This window comes from Kribbella sp. NBC_00889 (assembly GCF_045207705.1).
Classification (GTDB): Bacteria; Actinomycetota; Actinomycetes; order Propionibacteriales; family Kribbellaceae; genus Kribbella.
On the sequence record NZ_CP108783.1, the window covers coordinates 51,349 to 67,185 of the forward strand.

General features: G+C 67.3%; 19 protein-coding genes. 4 read left to right on the forward strand and 15 right to left on the reverse strand.

The window, feature by feature from the left end; all coding sequences use genetic code 11:
• The first annotated feature begins 47 nt into the window (after positions 1–47).
• On the forward strand, positions 48–413 hold the full coding sequence (locus tag OG817_RS00220; protein WP_406051365.1) for an ArsR/SmtB family transcription factor: 366 nt from the start codon (positions 48–50) through the stop codon (positions 411–413).
• 148 nt (positions 414–561) lie between these two features.
• The gene (locus OG817_RS00225) at positions 562–1,638 is read left to right on the forward strand and encodes an ArsO family NAD(P)H-dependent flavin-containing monooxygenase (protein ID WP_406051366.1); all 1,077 of its coding nucleotides are present in this window, start codon (positions 562–564) and stop codon (positions 1,636–1,638) included.
• 343 nt (positions 1,639–1,981) lie between these two features.
• Here OG817_RS00225 and OG817_RS00230 read toward each other — a convergent pair whose 3' ends face one another.
• The 8 genes from OG817_RS00230 to OG817_RS00265 all read right to left on the reverse strand — a co-directional run bounded on the left by OG817_RS00230 (position 1,982) and on the right by OG817_RS00265 (position 5,154).
• Positions 1,982–2,374 (reverse strand): ester cyclase, encoded by a 393-nt coding sequence (locus OG817_RS00230; protein WP_406051367.1) that lies wholly within the window; start codon positions 2,372–2,374, stop codon positions 1,982–1,984.
• Between the two features lie 27 nt (positions 2,375–2,401).
• Positions 2,402–2,734, reverse strand: a complete 333-nt coding sequence (locus OG817_RS00235) for a YnfA family protein (protein ID WP_406051369.1) — start codon at positions 2,732–2,734, stop codon at positions 2,402–2,404.
• A gap of 40 nt (positions 2,735–2,774) precedes the next feature.
• Positions 2,775–3,023 (reverse strand): hypothetical protein, encoded by a 249-nt coding sequence (locus OG817_RS00240; RefSeq protein WP_406051371.1) that lies wholly within the window; start codon positions 3,021–3,023, stop codon positions 2,775–2,777.
• Positions 3,005–3,274 carry a hypothetical protein gene (locus OG817_RS00245; protein WP_406051372.1) on the reverse strand — a complete coding sequence of 90 codons (270 nt, stop codon included), beginning with the start codon at positions 3,272–3,274 and terminating at the stop codon, positions 3,005–3,007. The genes OG817_RS00240 and OG817_RS00245 overlap by 19 nt, the downstream gene beginning before the upstream one ends.
• A gap of 41 nt (positions 3,275–3,315) precedes the next feature.
• Entirely contained in the window at positions 3,316–3,477 is a 162-nt protein-coding gene (locus OG817_RS00250; protein WP_406051374.1) for a hypothetical protein, read from the reverse strand.
• A 141-nt stretch (positions 3,478–3,618) separates the two neighbouring features.
• Positions 3,619–4,125, reverse strand: a complete 507-nt coding sequence (locus tag OG817_RS00255) for a MerR family transcriptional regulator (protein ID WP_406051375.1) — start codon at positions 4,123–4,125, stop codon at positions 3,619–3,621.
• A 189-nt stretch (positions 4,126–4,314) separates the two neighbouring features.
• Positions 4,315–4,716 (reverse strand): hypothetical protein, encoded by a 402-nt coding sequence (locus OG817_RS00260; RefSeq protein WP_406051376.1) that lies wholly within the window; start codon positions 4,714–4,716, stop codon positions 4,315–4,317.
• Between the two features lie 45 nt (positions 4,717–4,761).
• The gene (locus OG817_RS00265) at positions 4,762–5,154 is read right to left on the reverse strand and encodes a MerR family transcriptional regulator (protein ID WP_406051378.1); all 393 of its coding nucleotides are present in this window, start codon (positions 5,152–5,154) and stop codon (positions 4,762–4,764) included.
• Between the two features lie 97 nt (positions 5,155–5,251).
• On the opposite strand from OG817_RS00265, the gene OG817_RS00270 reads away from it, so the two are divergent.
• Positions 5,252–5,653 (forward strand): hypothetical protein, encoded by a 402-nt coding sequence (locus OG817_RS00270; RefSeq protein ID WP_406051380.1) that lies wholly within the window; start codon positions 5,252–5,254, stop codon positions 5,651–5,653.
• 628 nt (positions 5,654–6,281) lie between these two features.
• Here the strand turns inward: OG817_RS00270 and OG817_RS00275 are convergent.
• The 7 genes from OG817_RS00275 to OG817_RS00305 all read right to left on the reverse strand — a co-directional run bounded on the left by OG817_RS00275 (position 6,282) and on the right by OG817_RS00305 (position 13,426).
• Positions 6,282–7,373, reverse strand: coding sequence for an IS110 family transposase (locus OG817_RS00275; RefSeq protein ID WP_406049628.1), 1,092 nt, complete (start codon positions 7,371–7,373; stop codon positions 6,282–6,284).
• A gap of 161 nt (positions 7,374–7,534) precedes the next feature.
• Entirely contained in the window at positions 7,535–8,239 is a 705-nt protein-coding gene (locus tag OG817_RS00280; RefSeq protein WP_406051381.1) for a VOC family protein, read from the reverse strand.
• A gap of 195 nt (positions 8,240–8,434) precedes the next feature.
• Positions 8,435–9,037 (reverse strand): AAA family ATPase, encoded by a 603-nt coding sequence (locus tag OG817_RS00285; protein WP_406051382.1) that lies wholly within the window; start codon positions 9,035–9,037, stop codon positions 8,435–8,437.
• A 132-nt stretch (positions 9,038–9,169) separates the two neighbouring features.
• A complete protein-coding gene (locus tag OG817_RS00290) occupies positions 9,170–9,658 on the reverse strand; it encodes a hypothetical protein (protein ID WP_406051383.1) in 489 nt (162 codons plus the stop codon).
• A gap of 160 nt (positions 9,659–9,818) precedes the next feature.
• Positions 9,819–10,613 (reverse strand): hypothetical protein, encoded by a 795-nt coding sequence (locus tag OG817_RS00295; protein WP_406051384.1) that lies wholly within the window; start codon positions 10,611–10,613, stop codon positions 9,819–9,821.
• 475 nt (positions 10,614–11,088) lie between these two features.
• Entirely contained in the window at positions 11,089–12,447 is a 1,359-nt protein-coding gene (locus OG817_RS00300; RefSeq protein WP_406051386.1) for a hypothetical protein, read from the reverse strand.
• A 289-nt stretch (positions 12,448–12,736) separates the two neighbouring features.
• Complete coding sequence (locus tag OG817_RS00305) at positions 12,737–13,426, reverse strand: class I SAM-dependent methyltransferase (protein ID WP_406051387.1); 690 nt, start codon at positions 13,424–13,426, stop codon at positions 12,737–12,739.
• Between the two features lie 840 nt (positions 13,427–14,266).
• On the opposite strand from OG817_RS00305, the gene OG817_RS00310 reads away from it, so the two are divergent.
• Positions 14,267–15,010 carry a LuxR C-terminal-related transcriptional regulator gene (locus OG817_RS00310; protein WP_406051389.1) on the forward strand — a complete coding sequence of 248 codons (744 nt, stop codon included), beginning with the start codon at positions 14,267–14,269 and terminating at the stop codon, positions 15,008–15,010.
• Positions 15,011–15,837: the final 827 nt, after the last annotated feature.

Sequence of the window (15,837 nt, forward strand, 5' to 3'; positions counted from 1 at the left end):
ACGATCCCCACCTTGCATCTTGCTTAGACAGAAGTCAAGATAGACACATGTCGAAACAAGACGTTTCCCTCAGCCGCAGCGGCGGCTGTTGCACGCCGATCTCGGTCGCACCCCTCGACGAGGCCGCGGCGTCGGAGGGTGCGACGGTGTTCAAGGCGCTGTCGGACCCGATCCGGCTGCGGCTGTTGTCGATCATCGCCTCGGCCGGCGAAGAGGTCTGCGTCTGCGACATCACCCCGCACTTCAACGTGTCCGGACCGACGATCTCGCACCACCTGCGGGTACTGCGCGAGGCCGGCCTGGTCGACTGCGAGCGCCGCGGGACGTGGGTCTACTACTGGCCGATGCCGCAACGCCTGCAGTGGATCTCAGCACTCCTGTCCGTTCCCGAGCCGGTCGCGCTGACCCACTGACGGCCCGGCCTCGGCGCACGATCCAGCCGCCGGGTCCTCCTTCTCGCTGCCCTCATAGGGAGAACTCGTCATGCCCACATCCGCCGAAGATCTCGCGCTGCCCGACACCGACACGGTGCTCGCGCCCGCTGACACCAAGGGCTGAGCCGTGCCGCAGAACACACCGCAACCTGCTCCCCGGGGCCACCTGAAGGTGGTCGTGATCGGCGGCGGCCAGGCGGGCCTGGCCACCGGGTTCTACCTGCGTCGAGCAGGCCTGACGCCCGGCGAGGACTTCGTCATCCTCGACTCCGCCGCCGAACCGGGCGGCGCCTGGGCACACATGTGGCCCACGCTGCGCACGTTCTCCCCGACGCAGCACTCTTCCCTGCCCGGTTGGATGATGCCCGCCTGGACCGGCGACAACGGCTACCCACCGGGCGCGCACGTCGTCGACTACCTGACCAGGTACGAACAGCGCTACCAGCTCGCCGTCCAGCGGCCCGTCCGCGTCCGCGCTGTCGAGCGTGACCGCGGCGCACTCGTCGTGCGAACCGACAAGGGGGACTGGACCGCCGACCACGTCATCTCCGCGACGGGAACATGGTCGCGTCCCTTCGTCCCCACCTATCCAGGGCCCTTTGCAGGCCAGCAGGCCCATACCGCCCAATACCGCCGCGCCGCAGACTTCGCCGGGCAACGGGTCCTGATCGTCGGGGGCGGCAACTCAGCCGCCCAGATCCTCGCCGAGGTCTCCACCGTTGCCGACACAACCTGGGTCACCCAGCGAGAACCACGCTTCCTCCCTGACGACGTCGACGGCCGTGCATTGTTCGAAATCGCCACCGCTCGCCGCCGCGCCCATGACACCGGCACCACTTCAGCCGGCGTCGCCGGGCTCGGCGACATCGTCATGGTCTACAGCGTCCGCCAAGCCCGCGACCGAGGCGTCCTCCACGCCCGCCGAATGTTCACCGGTCTCGACGCCGACGGCGTGCACTGGGCAGACGGCTCGCGTCTTTCGGTCGACGCGATCATCTGGTGCACCGGCTTCCGGCCCGCCCTCAGCCACCTCACGCCACTCGCCCTCCGCGGCACCGACGGACTCATCCCCACCGAGGAGACACAAGCCCTCAAAGAACCCAGGCTCCACCTCGTCGGCTACGGCGACTGGACAGGACCAGCCTCCGCAACCCTCATCGGCGTCGGCCGCACCGCTCGCGACCTGGTCAAGTCCCTGACCTGACCACCCTCGACCGACCTGTCCTACACCCCACCGCTCGGCTCGCTTTACGACGCTATCCAAAACGCGGCACTCGCATGGCTCGACACCCAACGTCATTGATCTCACGCACCTGGCCCAGCGGATAGACCGACACATCCGCGCGAATGGGTGCACATTGATGCCATGGGCAACAAAGCGCCCGAACTCGCAGGGCATCGGGCTCCAACTCGCCCGGGCAGCCGAACAACTGCCCGGCCCCCACGGCATGCCAGGCGATCCCGCTACGAGATGAAGTGGGACGGGTTCCTTCACTGAACTCGCCAGGTTGGCTCGAGCGGTGAGGGATCTCCGGGTCGGCGGGACGCTAGGGGGTGTGCGGAAGCCTGAGTTGGGTGAGTCGTTCGAGGTTGTCCTCGAGGGTCCATGTGTCGGTGATCCTGCCGTTGTGGAACCGGTAGAGGTTGACCTCGTCGATGTTGGTGAAGCGCCGGCCGCTGGGTTCGTGGCCGAGCCATTTGCCGGTGTGGGTGGCGCTGCAGGTGAATCGGCCGACGACGGTATCGCCTTCGGCGATCAGTTCGACGGTGTCCATCTGCACGTCGGGAAACGATGCCCGGAACGGCGTGATCCAGGCCCGAGCGGCGGGCGCGAGGGTGGCGCTGTAGAGCTCGTCGATCAGGTCGAGGTCGCCACCGTTGAAGACCTCGTCGACGAGGCGGCGGACGATCGCCTTGTTCGCGTCAGTCTGCTCAGACATCGGTGTTCGGCCTTTCTGACTTGAGTTTCAGGCGCGGGGTGCATACATGATGATGCCGACGCCGGCCAGACAGACGATCGCGCCGACGACGTCGTAGCGGTCGGGACGGAATCCGTCGAGAAGCACTCCCCAGGCCAGCGATCCGGCGACGAAAACGCCGCTGTAGGCGGCAAGGATCCGGCCGAAGTTCGGGTCGGGCTGGAACGTGGCGACGAATCCGTAGGCGCCGAGGGCGAGGATCCCGGCGGCAATCCACCACAGCCCACGGTGTTCACGCCACCCTTGCCAGATCAGCCAGACACCGCCGATCTCCGCGAGGGCGGCCATCACGAACAGCGCGATGGATCTGGCGACGGTCATGACGCCAACCGTAGGGAGCACGCTGGGAGAACGACACCGGCTAGCCCGTCGCCGGGCGCGGCTGCGACCGGTCGCTTCCAGCCCGACGCCAGAGGGTGGCAGCGCCGACGGCAACCGCGACATGTGCAAGCGCGATGACCGCGGCCAGGACCGCGAGGCTGCCGCGGTTCTCGGTGGCCTGGTGGCTGATCTCGCGAATGTCGACCACTGCTGCGCCAGCGGCGAACAGTACTACGGCGGCAGCGACCCAGCGGGTCGGCCTGCGCCAGATCAGACCTGCCAGCACCATCGCAGCGACCGCCGCGGCAGCGACCGCGCCGGGCGACTCGACCCGCGCCCCAGCGCCGTCTCGCGCTGCGCCTTGACAGGTGTCGAGGCCTCGGCGCCGCGCTCATCAGCGCCTTCAGTGTGACTGCCCTCTTCGTCGTGTCCGGCCGGTTCAGAGGCCGTCGGGTTCTGCGGCCCGGCTTCTTCGCCGCGGTGTTCCAGCACGACGCCGAGCACGAGCAGCGCGGTGCTGAGCAACAGCAGCGCGGCCACCGTGGCCGGCAGAGACCGAACCAATCGCCGGGCGACGTCCACTACAGGGGTCCGGCGGTGTTTGCGCGGTCGTTCGCGCGCACTTCTGCTGGTGTCGGCATGCTCAGGTCGACCGGCGTGGAGGTCTCGGTGCGGCAACTGCTGGCTTTGCGGCGGCGCAGGATCCAGACCGCGCCGACGAGCGCGGCGACAGCCACGATCATCAGAGCCGGGATCCAGCGCGCCTACCAGCGACACGATCGACAGACCGCCGAAGAACGCGAGAATCGGTCCCGCGCAGGCGCCGATCGCCGCCGCGGCAGTGGCGACAGTGGTCCACGGCCTCCGTTGGGACGTTGGCTGGGTCACGTGAGGGCTCCAAGGTGTTGGGCGCCGGGAACCGGGTCGAGGCCCGAGTCCAGATCGTCGCGGCTGCGGGCAATCTCCACCTGCACGGGACCGGGTGGTGCGGCGGTGACGCAGCCGCAGTCGGGTCCGCAGGCGCCGGCGGGCGCGGGACCGGACAGGTCGACGTGGACCTCCGCCAGGTGGGCGTTGAACGCGGTCAGTTCCGCGATTCGCCGGTCGGTGTCGGCGATGCGCGCCTCGACGAGCCGCAGCAACTGTTCACGGACGGTGGCGCAGACGTCCTTGTCCCGAGCGTCGAGCAGGTCGCGGATCTCGTCGAGGCTGAGGCCGAGATGTTTGGCTGAGGCAATGAAGGTCAGCCGCTCCACGGCGCTGTCGTCGTAGACCCGGTAGCCGGCCGGGGTGCGTTCGGCAGGCAGCAGCCCTGCCGATTCGTAGAACCGCAGTGTGGTGGCCGGGATGCCGCAGCGTTCGACCAGCTGCGAGATGCGGTAGGTACTCACCCCCGACCGTAAACCTTCGACCCGACTCGAAGGTCAAGCGGCGGTGACATTCACGACGGTCACATGCATGACGATCATCGGGTCGCCCGATCGCCGCCTGCGCTGCTCACGGATGCGCTCCCGACTTCGGGTCTAGGCCGGCGCGGACGCGGTCGTAGCGGTTCAGACGAGTGGTGGTCAGGGTCCTGATCAGCGTTCTGGTCGGATGGCCAGCGCGGCGGTGTCGGCTCTTGTCGCGGCGCGGGCGGCGAAGGCGTCCAGGACCGCGGTGTGCGCAGCCGGGACGGTGACCTGAATCGCTACGGTGTCACCCGCGCCCTGTGCTGCGGCCTGTGCCGCAGCGGGAGCGAACTCGAACCCGAAGAACGAGCAGCAGTTGCTCTCCCGGTCAGCCAGCTCCGTCGCCCGGGCCGCTGCGTTGGCATCCACGGTCAGTCGCAGAGTGGTCGGACTGAGGCGGTCCACGGCGCGGACAGCGGTGGCGAACAGGTCATCGAACTCGGCGACCCGGAACGGCTGCTCGACAGTCGGCAGCGTGCAAGAGGACGGAACCCAGTCCAGGCCGAGAACGGCGTCACTTGAGGTGCACATCGCCCGACCGTAGACCCGTACCTCAGTACCGGATGCAACCCTGACTCAGCCCGCGCCGCCAACGACCGGCTGGTTGGCGCAGATGGTGCAGTGGCCGGTGTGGGAGGCCTCAAGCACGGTCATCGTGTTCTCGCGAACCCGCTGGAGATGGGCGAGTTTGGTGTCGATGCGGTTGAGCACCTGCTCAAGTCGCCAGCGTTGGTTGGCGCAGGTCGCGTCGCCGTCCTCGAGGCTGCGTAAGGCATCGACGATTTCATCGAGGGTGAAACCCAAAGCCTGCAAGGACTTCGCCAGCCGGATTCGATCGGCAGCCTCGGAGGTGTAGCGGCGATACCCCGACGATTCCCGTTGCGGGGTGGGCAGGACGCCCCGTCGCTCGTAGTAGCGAACGGTGTCGACAGTGACGCCGGCGTCGTGGGCGACCTGGCCGATCTTCATCCCCAACCCCTCACGATCGGTCTTGACTCTGGACCTAGGACCAGACTTTACAGTCGCAATCACGGGGACACCAACACCTGATCGCGAGGAGAAGATCGTGACCGCCACCCATGAGATTCCGCCTGAGGCACCCATCGTGTGCACAATCCGCCCAGGCGACGACGAGCAGGCGCTGATGGACGCCTACCGCGGACTGTTCGCAGACTCGTTCGTCAGTGGAGAGCGCACCGAATGGGGCGTGCGTTGGACGTTCCGCCGCGACGAAGGCCTTGAGGAGCGGGTGCGTGCCCAGGCGGCGTTCGAGCAGCGCTGCTGTGCATTCCTGCGGATGGCGATCAACGTTGCGGACGGCATGGTGGTCTGGGATGTCATCGGACCGGCGAACGCGAAGGCATTTCTCGACGAGTATGTCCAGTTACCGCAGACCGCGTTCGGCACTGTCGAGGCGCTCCGCGATCGGACAATCGCCACCGGCCTGATCCTGAACGACCAACGCTAGGCGTCAAGGCTCGAGGCTCGAGCTCGGGGAACAGCACCCTCCATCGCAGCCCCGACACATCGGCGATGCTGCTCGCCGTGAACAGCACGACGACTCGAACTGCACCACGAGACCCGGCGCAGCCACTGGCACACCCACACCCTCCCGCGACACCACACGGTTGCCCAACTGGTGCTCGGAAGACGTCAGTCAACTAGTCACATGCGAAACCACACCTGCCATCGCAGACCCTGCTTGAACTCGACAACCCGCCCCAGCCCGTCACCCGACACCAGCACACCCTCTCCAGCCACCGGCCAACTGCGCCAATCGGCACACGAAAGAGTTCAGTCAACTGATATGGAGTGAGTTTCTGTCAAGGGGCAGGGTGAGGCGCCCGTCGCGGATGTGTTCCGTGGCGGGCGCCTCGGGGCTTCGTCAGGGGTGTTGGTGGTGAGCGTGTCGTTGGCGACGCGCGGTCAGACTGATATGCGCGGGTTGGTTACCGCAGGATGGGGTGTTCGGCAGGAGCGGGTCCGCGTGTCTAGGGTCGAGCGTGGCCGGGTATCAGCTGCTCATAGTTGAATCGCGGGTCGCTCCACGCGCTGCTTGCACCACGCTGGTCGACGAAGCCGGATCGGGTGGGTTGCTAATCCTCGAGCACGGCCAGGGACCAGCACCAGCCGGCGAGTTCGCGGGCGATCGCGACGTTGGCGATCACGTGGCGTTTGTGGTGGTTGGTGAAGCGGGTCCAGCGTTGGTGAAGCCGCTGGTTGCCGGCATCGCCGCGGGCCCGGGCGGCGGGTGTGGCCAGTTCCCATCGGTCGCGCATGGTCTTGCTGGGCCGGTAGCGGGCGCGGTGGTGCCAGGCAGCCTCGATGAGGAGTCTGCGGACGTGGGTGTTGCCGGTCTTGGTGATCGAGCCCTGGACCCGCGACGCTCCGGAGGAGTACTCGCTGGGCACCAGGCCGACGAACGCGCCGATGGTGTTGCCGGTGAACCGGTGCCAGTCGCCGATCTCGACGGCCAGCGCGAACCCGGTCAGGGTGGACACGCCACGCAGACATCCCAGTCGCCGCACGATCGGGGTGAACTCGCTGTCGGTAGCGATCTTCTCGATCGCGGCGTCGAGCCGGTCGCGGCGGGCCTGCACACTCAGCACGGCGTCATAGCCGGACTCGAACGTCAGCTGCAGCGGCCCGGAGTTGAACGACTGCCGGCCGATCTGCCGCAGCCACGCATCGTGCGCGCCGGTCCAGGCCTGCCCGCCCGAATAGACGATGCCTTGGCGCAGCAACAGTTTCGACAGCCGGTGCCGGGCCCGCATCAGGTCACCACGGCAGTCTTCTCTGGCCCGGACCAGGTCCCGCGCGGTCTCCTGCTCGACCGTGGGCACCGCCACCGCGGTGACCTCGTCCAGGCGCAGCAACCGGGCCAGGTGAATCGCGTCCTTGGCGTCGGTCTTGACCCGATCTCCTGACGGGCGCTGCAACTTGCTCGGCGCCGCGACCACACACCGAATCCCCGCCACGTTCAATGCACGCGACAACCCGAACCCCGTCGGACCCGCCTCATACGTCACCGCAACCGGCCCCGGCAGACCCTGCAACCACGACCGGATCTCACCATGCGACGGACTCAGCCTGGCCTGCACCAGCTCACCGGTCACACCATCGATCGCCGCGGCCGCGACCGACCTGGCGTGCACATCCAGCCCAACACTCGTACGCTCGGAAAACACCGGGGCCTCCCACACATGTCGGATAGGCCGAGCAGGCGGCCCCTGCTCGGTAACCCACGAATCTGTGTGAGTGAGGCCCCGGCCCGCAACCCCGTCACGACGACGGCGTCACGTCATACCGTCTAGCCGGGTCGCGATCGTCCGCGGCGGTGACTTGAGACTCAGGCTGTGTGAAGGCCGAATTCGTTGCTGTTTGGGTCGGCCATTTCGACGCGGTCAGCCCGGTCGGCAAGACGGGTCGCACCGAGTGAGACCAGTCGTTCCGCCTCGCTGGTGGGGTTCGCGGTGACCAGGTCGAAGCGCTGCCGGTTCCTTGCGTTCTTGGGTTGGATCGGCGGTCCGCCCCATGAGTCCCATGAGATCTTGGTGCCGCCGAGCGGCGACTGGACCGCGGTCTGCTCGTTCTTGTCCAACACCAGCGGCCAGCCCAGCGCGTCGCGCCAGAATAGGCCGACGTCTCGTGTTCCGTCACAGGTGACCTCGCCGAGGTAGCCGGTGCCGGCCAGATAGTTGTTGCCCGGCTCGATCACACACAGCTCGTTGCCGCCAGGATCGGCCAGTACGACGAACTTGTCGTCGGGTCCTTGGCCCACGTCAAGGTGGCGGCCGCCCAGGCGCAGCGCTGTCTCGACGGTTCGCTGCTGGTGTTCAAGGCTGGTGCTGGTCAGGTGCAGATGCAGCTGTCGCGGGCCAACCTGCAAGGCGTCGGAGGTGACGAAGCGGAGCCCGACCTGCGTCTTGTCGCCTGGTACCAACGCGCCGCCGGGCTCCGTGAGGACCTCTCGGTCGAGCAGCCCGGCCCAGAAGGCCGCGACCGCGGTTGCGTCGGCCACGTCGAAGACCACTGCTTCCAGTCGTAAAGCCACCTCCGCACCCTAGGACGGGCTCGTGGCCTTGGCGACTGGTTTGCGCAGAGATCGAATAGGCTGCCCCGTCCGGAAGGGGATCGCTCGTCGCGGCAACATCCGGCGCCGGGGGTGGCTCGCGATCCGCGGTGATGTCTTCCCGCGCGACTACCTGGAAGGCCCCGCTCGCCTACGCGGCGCACACGCCGTGGACCGTCATCTCTCGGAGAGTCGCCCGTTCAGGCTCTGAGCGAGGGAGGGCCAAAATCGCTGTGCCCAGTCAAACCAGCTCTCATCCCCGGGCGGCGGGGAGGGCAGAAACGAACCGGAGAGCTCGTCTGCGTCGGGGACCTCGAACTGCTCTCTCCAGGGGTCGAGCTCCGCCTCGGCCATAGGGAATGTCTGCTCGGGCGTGTGTTTCCAGCGGTTCTGAATCCGGCTCCACTGCACCTCGCGTTCCACAGGCAGGTACACGATCTCACAGGACGCTCCCACTGAAGCGGCCATCCAGCGCAGGGCGGAGCGCTCATCACGCGACCACAGACCGAAGTCAAGAACGACGCTGAGCCGCAGGCGCAGGGCGTCGATGGCCAGTGCGACGAGTCGGCCCTCCAGCAGCCACCGCTTGCCGCCGGGCTCCTGGTGACGGTCTTCTTGGCCGAAGAGCGTGAGCGCCCAGTCGTCGGCGGTGAGCTGCAGGGCTCCGCGCTCCGCCGCCAGCTCCCCCGCTCGAAGGGTCTTCCCGGACCCGGGAAGGCCAACCATCAACAACAGTGTGGCTGCCTGCCCCGCCTGCGTGTCTCTCACAGTCGCGTGCATGTGGTCCATGGTGCCTGCCACTCGCCGACGAGCATCCAGGGGTGGGCGAGCACCGCATCGCCCGCCATGGTGACAGCTAGGCTGTCGGCGATTACTCGAACTGGTGTTCTAGTCCGAAGGGATGGGGACGAATCAGTTCGGTTCGGCCGACCCGTCTACGAGCGGCAGAGGACTGGCGATCAGACCCTCGTAGGTGAGCGCCGGTAATGGGCGACTGCGGCGTCTCGATGGGTGCGTGCGGCCTCCCACTCGAGTTCGGTGAACCGTCGGCGCGGTCGGCGGGCAGGTCCCGCGGGTCGTCGCTTCGCCGTAGAGGGCGTGGAACTGTTCTTCGAGGACGAAAGGCGACTGGCTGTCGCGGACGAGGTGGTCGATCACCAGGCCCGCCAGGGTTTCGGACGGTGTCTCGCACACCGTCGCGGTGGCCACCGCCTCACCCGGTGATGTGGGGACGGCGAGCCGGCCCTCGATCGCTGTCGTGTGTTCGGTCTCCGACCGGCGCACGACAGTGATCTGCGGGACCTTACTCGAGCGGGCCAGGCCGAGTTGGACGCCGTACAACAGCCCGAGTTGCGAATGATGCCGGAAGAGAGCGGTCAAGGCGGCGACTGCGCGTGGCATCGAGTCGGTCACCGGCGGGAAGGCGCCAACCGATGTAGGTACGCTGCGGAAAGGGCTGCCTGCTGTTGTCCCTCGGGTGCTTGTCGCGCTCGAGACGCGCCAGTTGAGCGGGAGACGGGCGAAGGAACGTGAGGGGTCGGCAGGCGACAGTACCTCGGGCTCACTGATCGGAACCGTCCAGGAAGCGCCGCGCCTCGGCCAGCCCACCGTCCCAGTCGGCGCGCACCTGCGCCATCAACGCCGGAACGACGTAGTCGAGTGACCGGCGACCCTCGCGACGGTTGAACAAATGCAGCCCGGCCGTTCCGAGAACCACTGCGAGGACGCCGCTCAGCTCCTGGTCCGGGTCCGCACCTCCCAAGTAGAGGGTGCGTGCTTCAGCCTCTGAGATCCGGAGACGACCGACGAACAACAGCACCACTTGCCGACGGTTGCCGCCGACGAGGAGTGCCTCGAGGCGCGGCGCCATCGACCAGTGCTCGTTGAGTCCGGGGAACTCCTCGTCCAGCTCCCTGCGCATGACGCCCTGGACGTCGAGCACTCCGTCCACCACGTCGGCCGGCGTTGCGCCGCCACCGATGAACTTCACCTTGCCCGCGCTCGACGAGGTCGTCCCGACATCAGCGAGGAGCGCACGTCCGTCGCTGGTGATGGGCAGCACGTTGACCGCAACCGGGCAGCAGGTGTCGGCCGCCGGGAGATCCTGTTCGCGGTTGGCCAGGTAGTGGGCGAAGGTGGTGCAGCCTAGGTCGCCGACCCAGCGTCCCTCAGTGGAACGCAATCCCGACAGGGACAGCAGTTCACCGTTGTGAAAGGTGGGATTGTCCCTGGCCTTCTCGGTCCAGGTACGGTCGACGATCTCGCGACCCTCGGCGCTCAGGGAGATCTCCCCCCTGACGATCAGATCGAGATCGTGGTCGATGGTGAACACTCTGGCGGTGGACGTGCTTGTCATGCACAGGTACCAATCGATGTCGTAGCGGTAGTGCTGCCGAAGCGCTGAGACCGCTGAAAAGCTCCGCGTGGTCGTCAGCCACAGCCGACCAGCAGTACCTCGCCTCGACATCGGAGCGGTTAGTAGCGAGTTTGTCCATACATGTGTAGGGCGCGGGCGACTTCGTGCCGCTTGGCGCGCAGCGGCCCAATGGGGAAGATCGCGACTGCTCCTAGTGTGGGCAGATAGAACGCGCCCAGACCTGCCTCGCCGGACTTGGGGAACAGGTGAGCCTGCTTGCTCCAGGCAACGACCGCGAGATTGCCGTTCGCCCGATGACGTCCACGCGCTCGACGTATTCCCACGACATCCAGGCGGCGTGTCTCGGACTGGCGAACGTGGACCCGGCACGTCCGCTGGGTCGGCGGCACCGTCTCGGCCGGGGACCGCCCAGGTGGCGGTGCCCGGTTCGTCGTCCGTGTCCCGCTGGTGCGCCCTACCTGACGTCCACCACCCGCAGCCAGCGGAAGGCCGAGCCGACGGACTGATACGGCGAGATGAACGCGACCCGCACGTCCACGTCGGATCGCGCGAACCAGTTCGTGTAGTAGTACCCGGTGCCGGTCGTCGTCGCTGTGGCGACCGTGCTGTACGGGACCGAGGTCTGGCCGTGCGGCCGGATCTGCACGACGACCTGCTGACCGGCGAACGGGCCGGTGGCACCCGTCGTGTACATCGCCGTCAGGTGGCCGTACGTCGACATCTTCGTACCCGGCCGGATGACCGTCGCGTTGGTCGCGCCGGCGGACCCGGTGATGGTCGCCGGCCGGGCGGTGACCGTGACCGGGCTGACCTCACGATCGATCGGCAGGTTGTCCGGGCCGGTTCCGGCGAGCTCGACCCGCAGCCGGTAGGTGCCGGCGGTATCTGGCTTCCACCAGCGCGTGAAAGTGCCATCGGCGGCCGGGCTGCCGAAGGACTGCGTCCAGGTCCACGACGCGCCGTCCCACCGCTGCAGGTTGGTGAACACCGTCGTCGGGAAGGCCTTGGCGCTGACGCGCCACCACACCCCGATGTAGCCGCGTGTCGAAGCGATCAGCGGCGAAAGGCTCGCGAGCACCCGCGCGGTCACGGTGCCCGACCCGGCCGGGCCGTAGCCGGCGCTCAGGACCACCGCGACCCTGAACAGGACGGGTGCGGAGATCGGCAGCTGGAACCGGTAGCGCCCGGTCGTGTCCGTCCTGCCCGATCCGAGCAAGTGCAGCTCGGCGCTCTGCGCCCCGCCGCCGTACAGCTGCACCGTGCGGCCGGAGCTGACCGCGAGGCTGCCGGTGGATGTGTAGTTCCGTACCACTCCGGTGACCGTGGTCTTGGTCGGGCTGGTCACCCGCGCCGGCTGCTCGATCGTCGCGGTGGTGCCGCGACGGATCCGGAACGGCACCGACACAGCCATCGACTCGGCCCCGTGCGTCACCTTGGTCACGACCCAGTCCCCGGCACCGTTCACGAGCGGGATCGGCAGGGTCGCGGTGATCGCGATCGCCGGTGGCATGCCGGTGCCGTCGCGACCGTCGAAGGCGATCTCGCGGCGCAGTGACCCATCGGTCTTCTGCACGGTGGCCGTCACCCCCGAGCAGTAGTCAGGTGGATACCAGTCCCCGGAGTAGGCGATGAACATCGTCGCCTGTCCGTCGCCGGCCAGCAGGTCGGGCACCACGCCCTCGGTGTGAATGTCACCGAGGACCGGCGGGTGCAGGCATTCGTCGACGGCGTGGGCAGGGGTGCTGCCTACGCCCAGAGTGGCCAGCGCCAGGAACAAGACTTGCGCGAGCGTGACAGTGCGCAACCGGGACATCGCAACCCCTCCCAAGGTGGTCCTACCAACCTCGATGCACGCTCCGGCCAGAAAGTTGTCAGCCCTGCCGCTGGGGATGCGTCTGGGGATGAACTCTGGGCTGGTAGCGGCAACCAGAGTAATCTCCGAGCGCAGCAAAGTTGCCCAACGATGGCTCAGTTAATCGCAGTTTAGGCGGTCCAACGGCTTCCTAAACCATGTGCCGCAGGTTCGAATCCTGCCGGGGGCACCCACCAAACGTGCAGGTCAGGGGACGAATTGCCTGCAGTCTGCCGCGACGGCGACTCAGTCAGTCAGCGCGCTCAGGACCGGTGGCGGCGGTTGCGACAAGGATCATCTGGTTGTCGGTCGTGTACACCATCGGGCTCCAGCCGCGGGAGCGCAGGTCGGACTCGAGCTCGTCGACGCTCCAGTACCGTTTCAGCACGGTGAATTGGCGCCCGTCGGCCAGCTGGCGCTGCTCCGGTCGCCCGCCTGACGGTTGGGGCGACGGCGAAGTGCTGTCGATGACGAAGGCTCGGCCGCCAGGTTTCAGCGCTGTCCGGACCCCGGACCAGAACTCTGCCAGTCGATCGTCGGGGACGTGCGACAGCCAGTAGGTGAACATCACCACGTCATACGCCGCCGACGGGGGTTGCCAGTCGAACAGATCGGCCACGACGTATTCGATGTTGAGTGGTGCCCCGGCGAGTCGTTCGCGGTTGTGCTCGATGACCTCCGGTGAGGCGTCGACGGCGGTGACGTGTTGGGCGTGTCCGACCAGATGCCGGGTCCACAGCCCGGTGCCGCAGGCCAGCTCGAGCACCCGTCCTGTCGGAGCGAAATCCCGCAACGCTGTCTCCGCCTGGGCGACGTCGTGGAACCACTGCCGCTCTAGCTCTGGTGGCAATGCGTACTGCCCTCGACGGACCCACCACTCGTCGTACTCTCCGGCGCGCTCCCGGTAGTACTCGATCTGCTCGGCGATGGCTTCGTCCACCCGCGCAACAATAGAGCCCAAGTCGTGCCGCAGCCACGTCGAGCATCTGCCCGCCTGGGCCGGTGCCGGCCCGAACGCCGCAGTGCGTGGCTGGCACGGGCGGCTATGTCGGTCTGGTTTTCAGCTGAGTCATCAGCTCGCGGTTGGCCGCCCGGCCGGCGGCGAGCTCCTGGTGCGTTCCTCGAGATGCCGTTTGGTCGGCCCGTGGGACTCGAACCCACAACCCGCAGTTCAAAAGGGGCAACGATGCCTTAGCAACCAGTCTCTCCAGGCGTCAGAAGTCCGTGTTCGAAGGGACTCTGACCCCTCCAGTCGACCTCTTTCGACTTCATTTCGCACCACGTTTGATCCCGGCCGCGAGACCTAGGTGTTCACCGCGTGGCGACGTCGGTAGATCCACATTCCGGTGAGCGCTACGCCCGCTCCGCCGAGTGCAGAGGCGCCGGCTTGCATAGTCTGGGCTCGGTTGTCGTCTGACGGACCCGGGGCGAGCGCCGCCTCCTCGCGGGGCTCCGTCCAGAGGGCCTCGTCGCACACAGGGTGGTAGGCCCAGTGGCAATCCGGCCAGTCGTAGGGTGCAGCCGGGGCCGGCAACGTGCCGTTTTCAGCAGGGTGCGTTGCTGCTGCGTTGGTCGCTCCGAGCGCGGCAGCGCTCAGTGCGAGTGCGGAAACCGCGATGGCTGTGCGTGCGTGGTCCATGACGAGGCTCCTGGTCGAATTCCGGTTCGGATCCCGGATGTGTCTCGACGCTAGGTTTGAGGCCTGGCGGGCTGGAATACGCGGTGTCGCGTATGGCTGCCGACGCGGCGACGGCGTAGCGTCGCAGGCGGGGAGGCACCCATGGCCGACAGCATCAGCGGGCGGGACCTGGACGCGCTGCGCGGTCTGCTCGCCCTGGAGCCGGACGATCCCGGGCCAGGGCTGCCGTGGGAGCTCATGGACTGCGCGCGCGACCTGTTCCGCTGCGACTACGTGGAGTTCAGCCGGAGCCGGCCGGCACTGGGACTGTTCATCGTCGAGCAGGACTTGCACGAGACGCGGGACGTTCTGGGTCCAGACCACCAGGACGCGCAGTTCTGGGAGCTTTACAGATCGGACGACGCCGCCAACTACCCCGATCGCACCGGCGACATCGCCCACGTGACCAAGCTGAGCGACTTTGTCTCCGACCGGGAGCTGCGAGCCAGCCCGCTGTACATCGAGTACTGCGGTGCGGAGATGTTCCGGGCGCTCTCGGTCTCGTTGCCGGACGAACCTGGACATGCTGCGCGGCTGATGCTGTGGCGCGGCCCGGGCAGTGACTTCGACGAACGCGATCGGCTGTTGCTTACCCTGCTGCGGCCGCACCTGGTCGCCGCGTTCCGAAACGCCGAACGCCGGCGCCGGGCACCCGCGGCTCTGACCCCACGACAGCTCGAGCTTCTGCAATATGTTGCCCAGGGCTACACCAACACGCAGATCGCTCGGCGGATGCGGCTGTCAGAGGGAACGGTACGCACGCACCTGAACCACATCTACGAGCGTCTCGGTGTCACCAGCCGGACGGCGGCCGTGACGAGCATGAGTACCGCCGGATTGGAATAGCCGCTCGATCGGGCAGGCGACGCTTGGTCTCGGACTCGCCGACGACGATGATCGCGTGCACCCGCTGTTTGTCGACTTGTCCCTCAGGCATCGCAGCGGTCGGACCGACCTGTCTGCAGGACAGCTGCCGGCAACCTATTGCGGCGGGCCAGGTGTGGCGGTCAGCCTACTTCTCTTCGTCTGCTTGCTGACGAACTTGCTAACGCGACCTGTCGACGGCTGTAGACGCCGCACTGCGTTTCGAGCCCCTCCAACGCTCAGCGCCCGATCGACCGGGGTCCCGGTGGACTGTGGCCGGCGGCGGGTCTGCAACTTGAATCTCGCGAACCGCCGGCGAACGGAAGCGGACAGGACTCGAGTGGATCAAGGCGCGCGCTCGGCGCGCGGCGCGGGCGTACGTATGCGACTCGGCCCGTTCACTGCCCGCGCCCGCTCTCGGTGTCTCTTCTGCAACAACAGCCGCCTCCGGCGGGGCCTCACGACTCCGGGATGACACAAAGTTGCGGCCAAAGACTGCCGAGTTGGCTGAACCCGAGCGGTCCTGCAGCCTCATCGTTCGACGGCTCTCGTGTTGTATCGGCGAGCCACTTCGTGATCCGCCGGCCAAGGCAGCGATTCAAGGACTGGCTTGTACGGCGAAGTTCGCGGCCATGGCATCCCACGTGGCTCCGCTCTGCGAGGTCAGCGTCAACCTCGTACATGCTCGCTCGCTGCGCGCGCTCCACGTCGACCCATCCACACATTGCCGCGGCACCGATCGAGGGGGCACGCTGCCATGCTCAACCTGGTCGTCTCACGACACAAGATCGTGCCCCTGATGTGCCCCC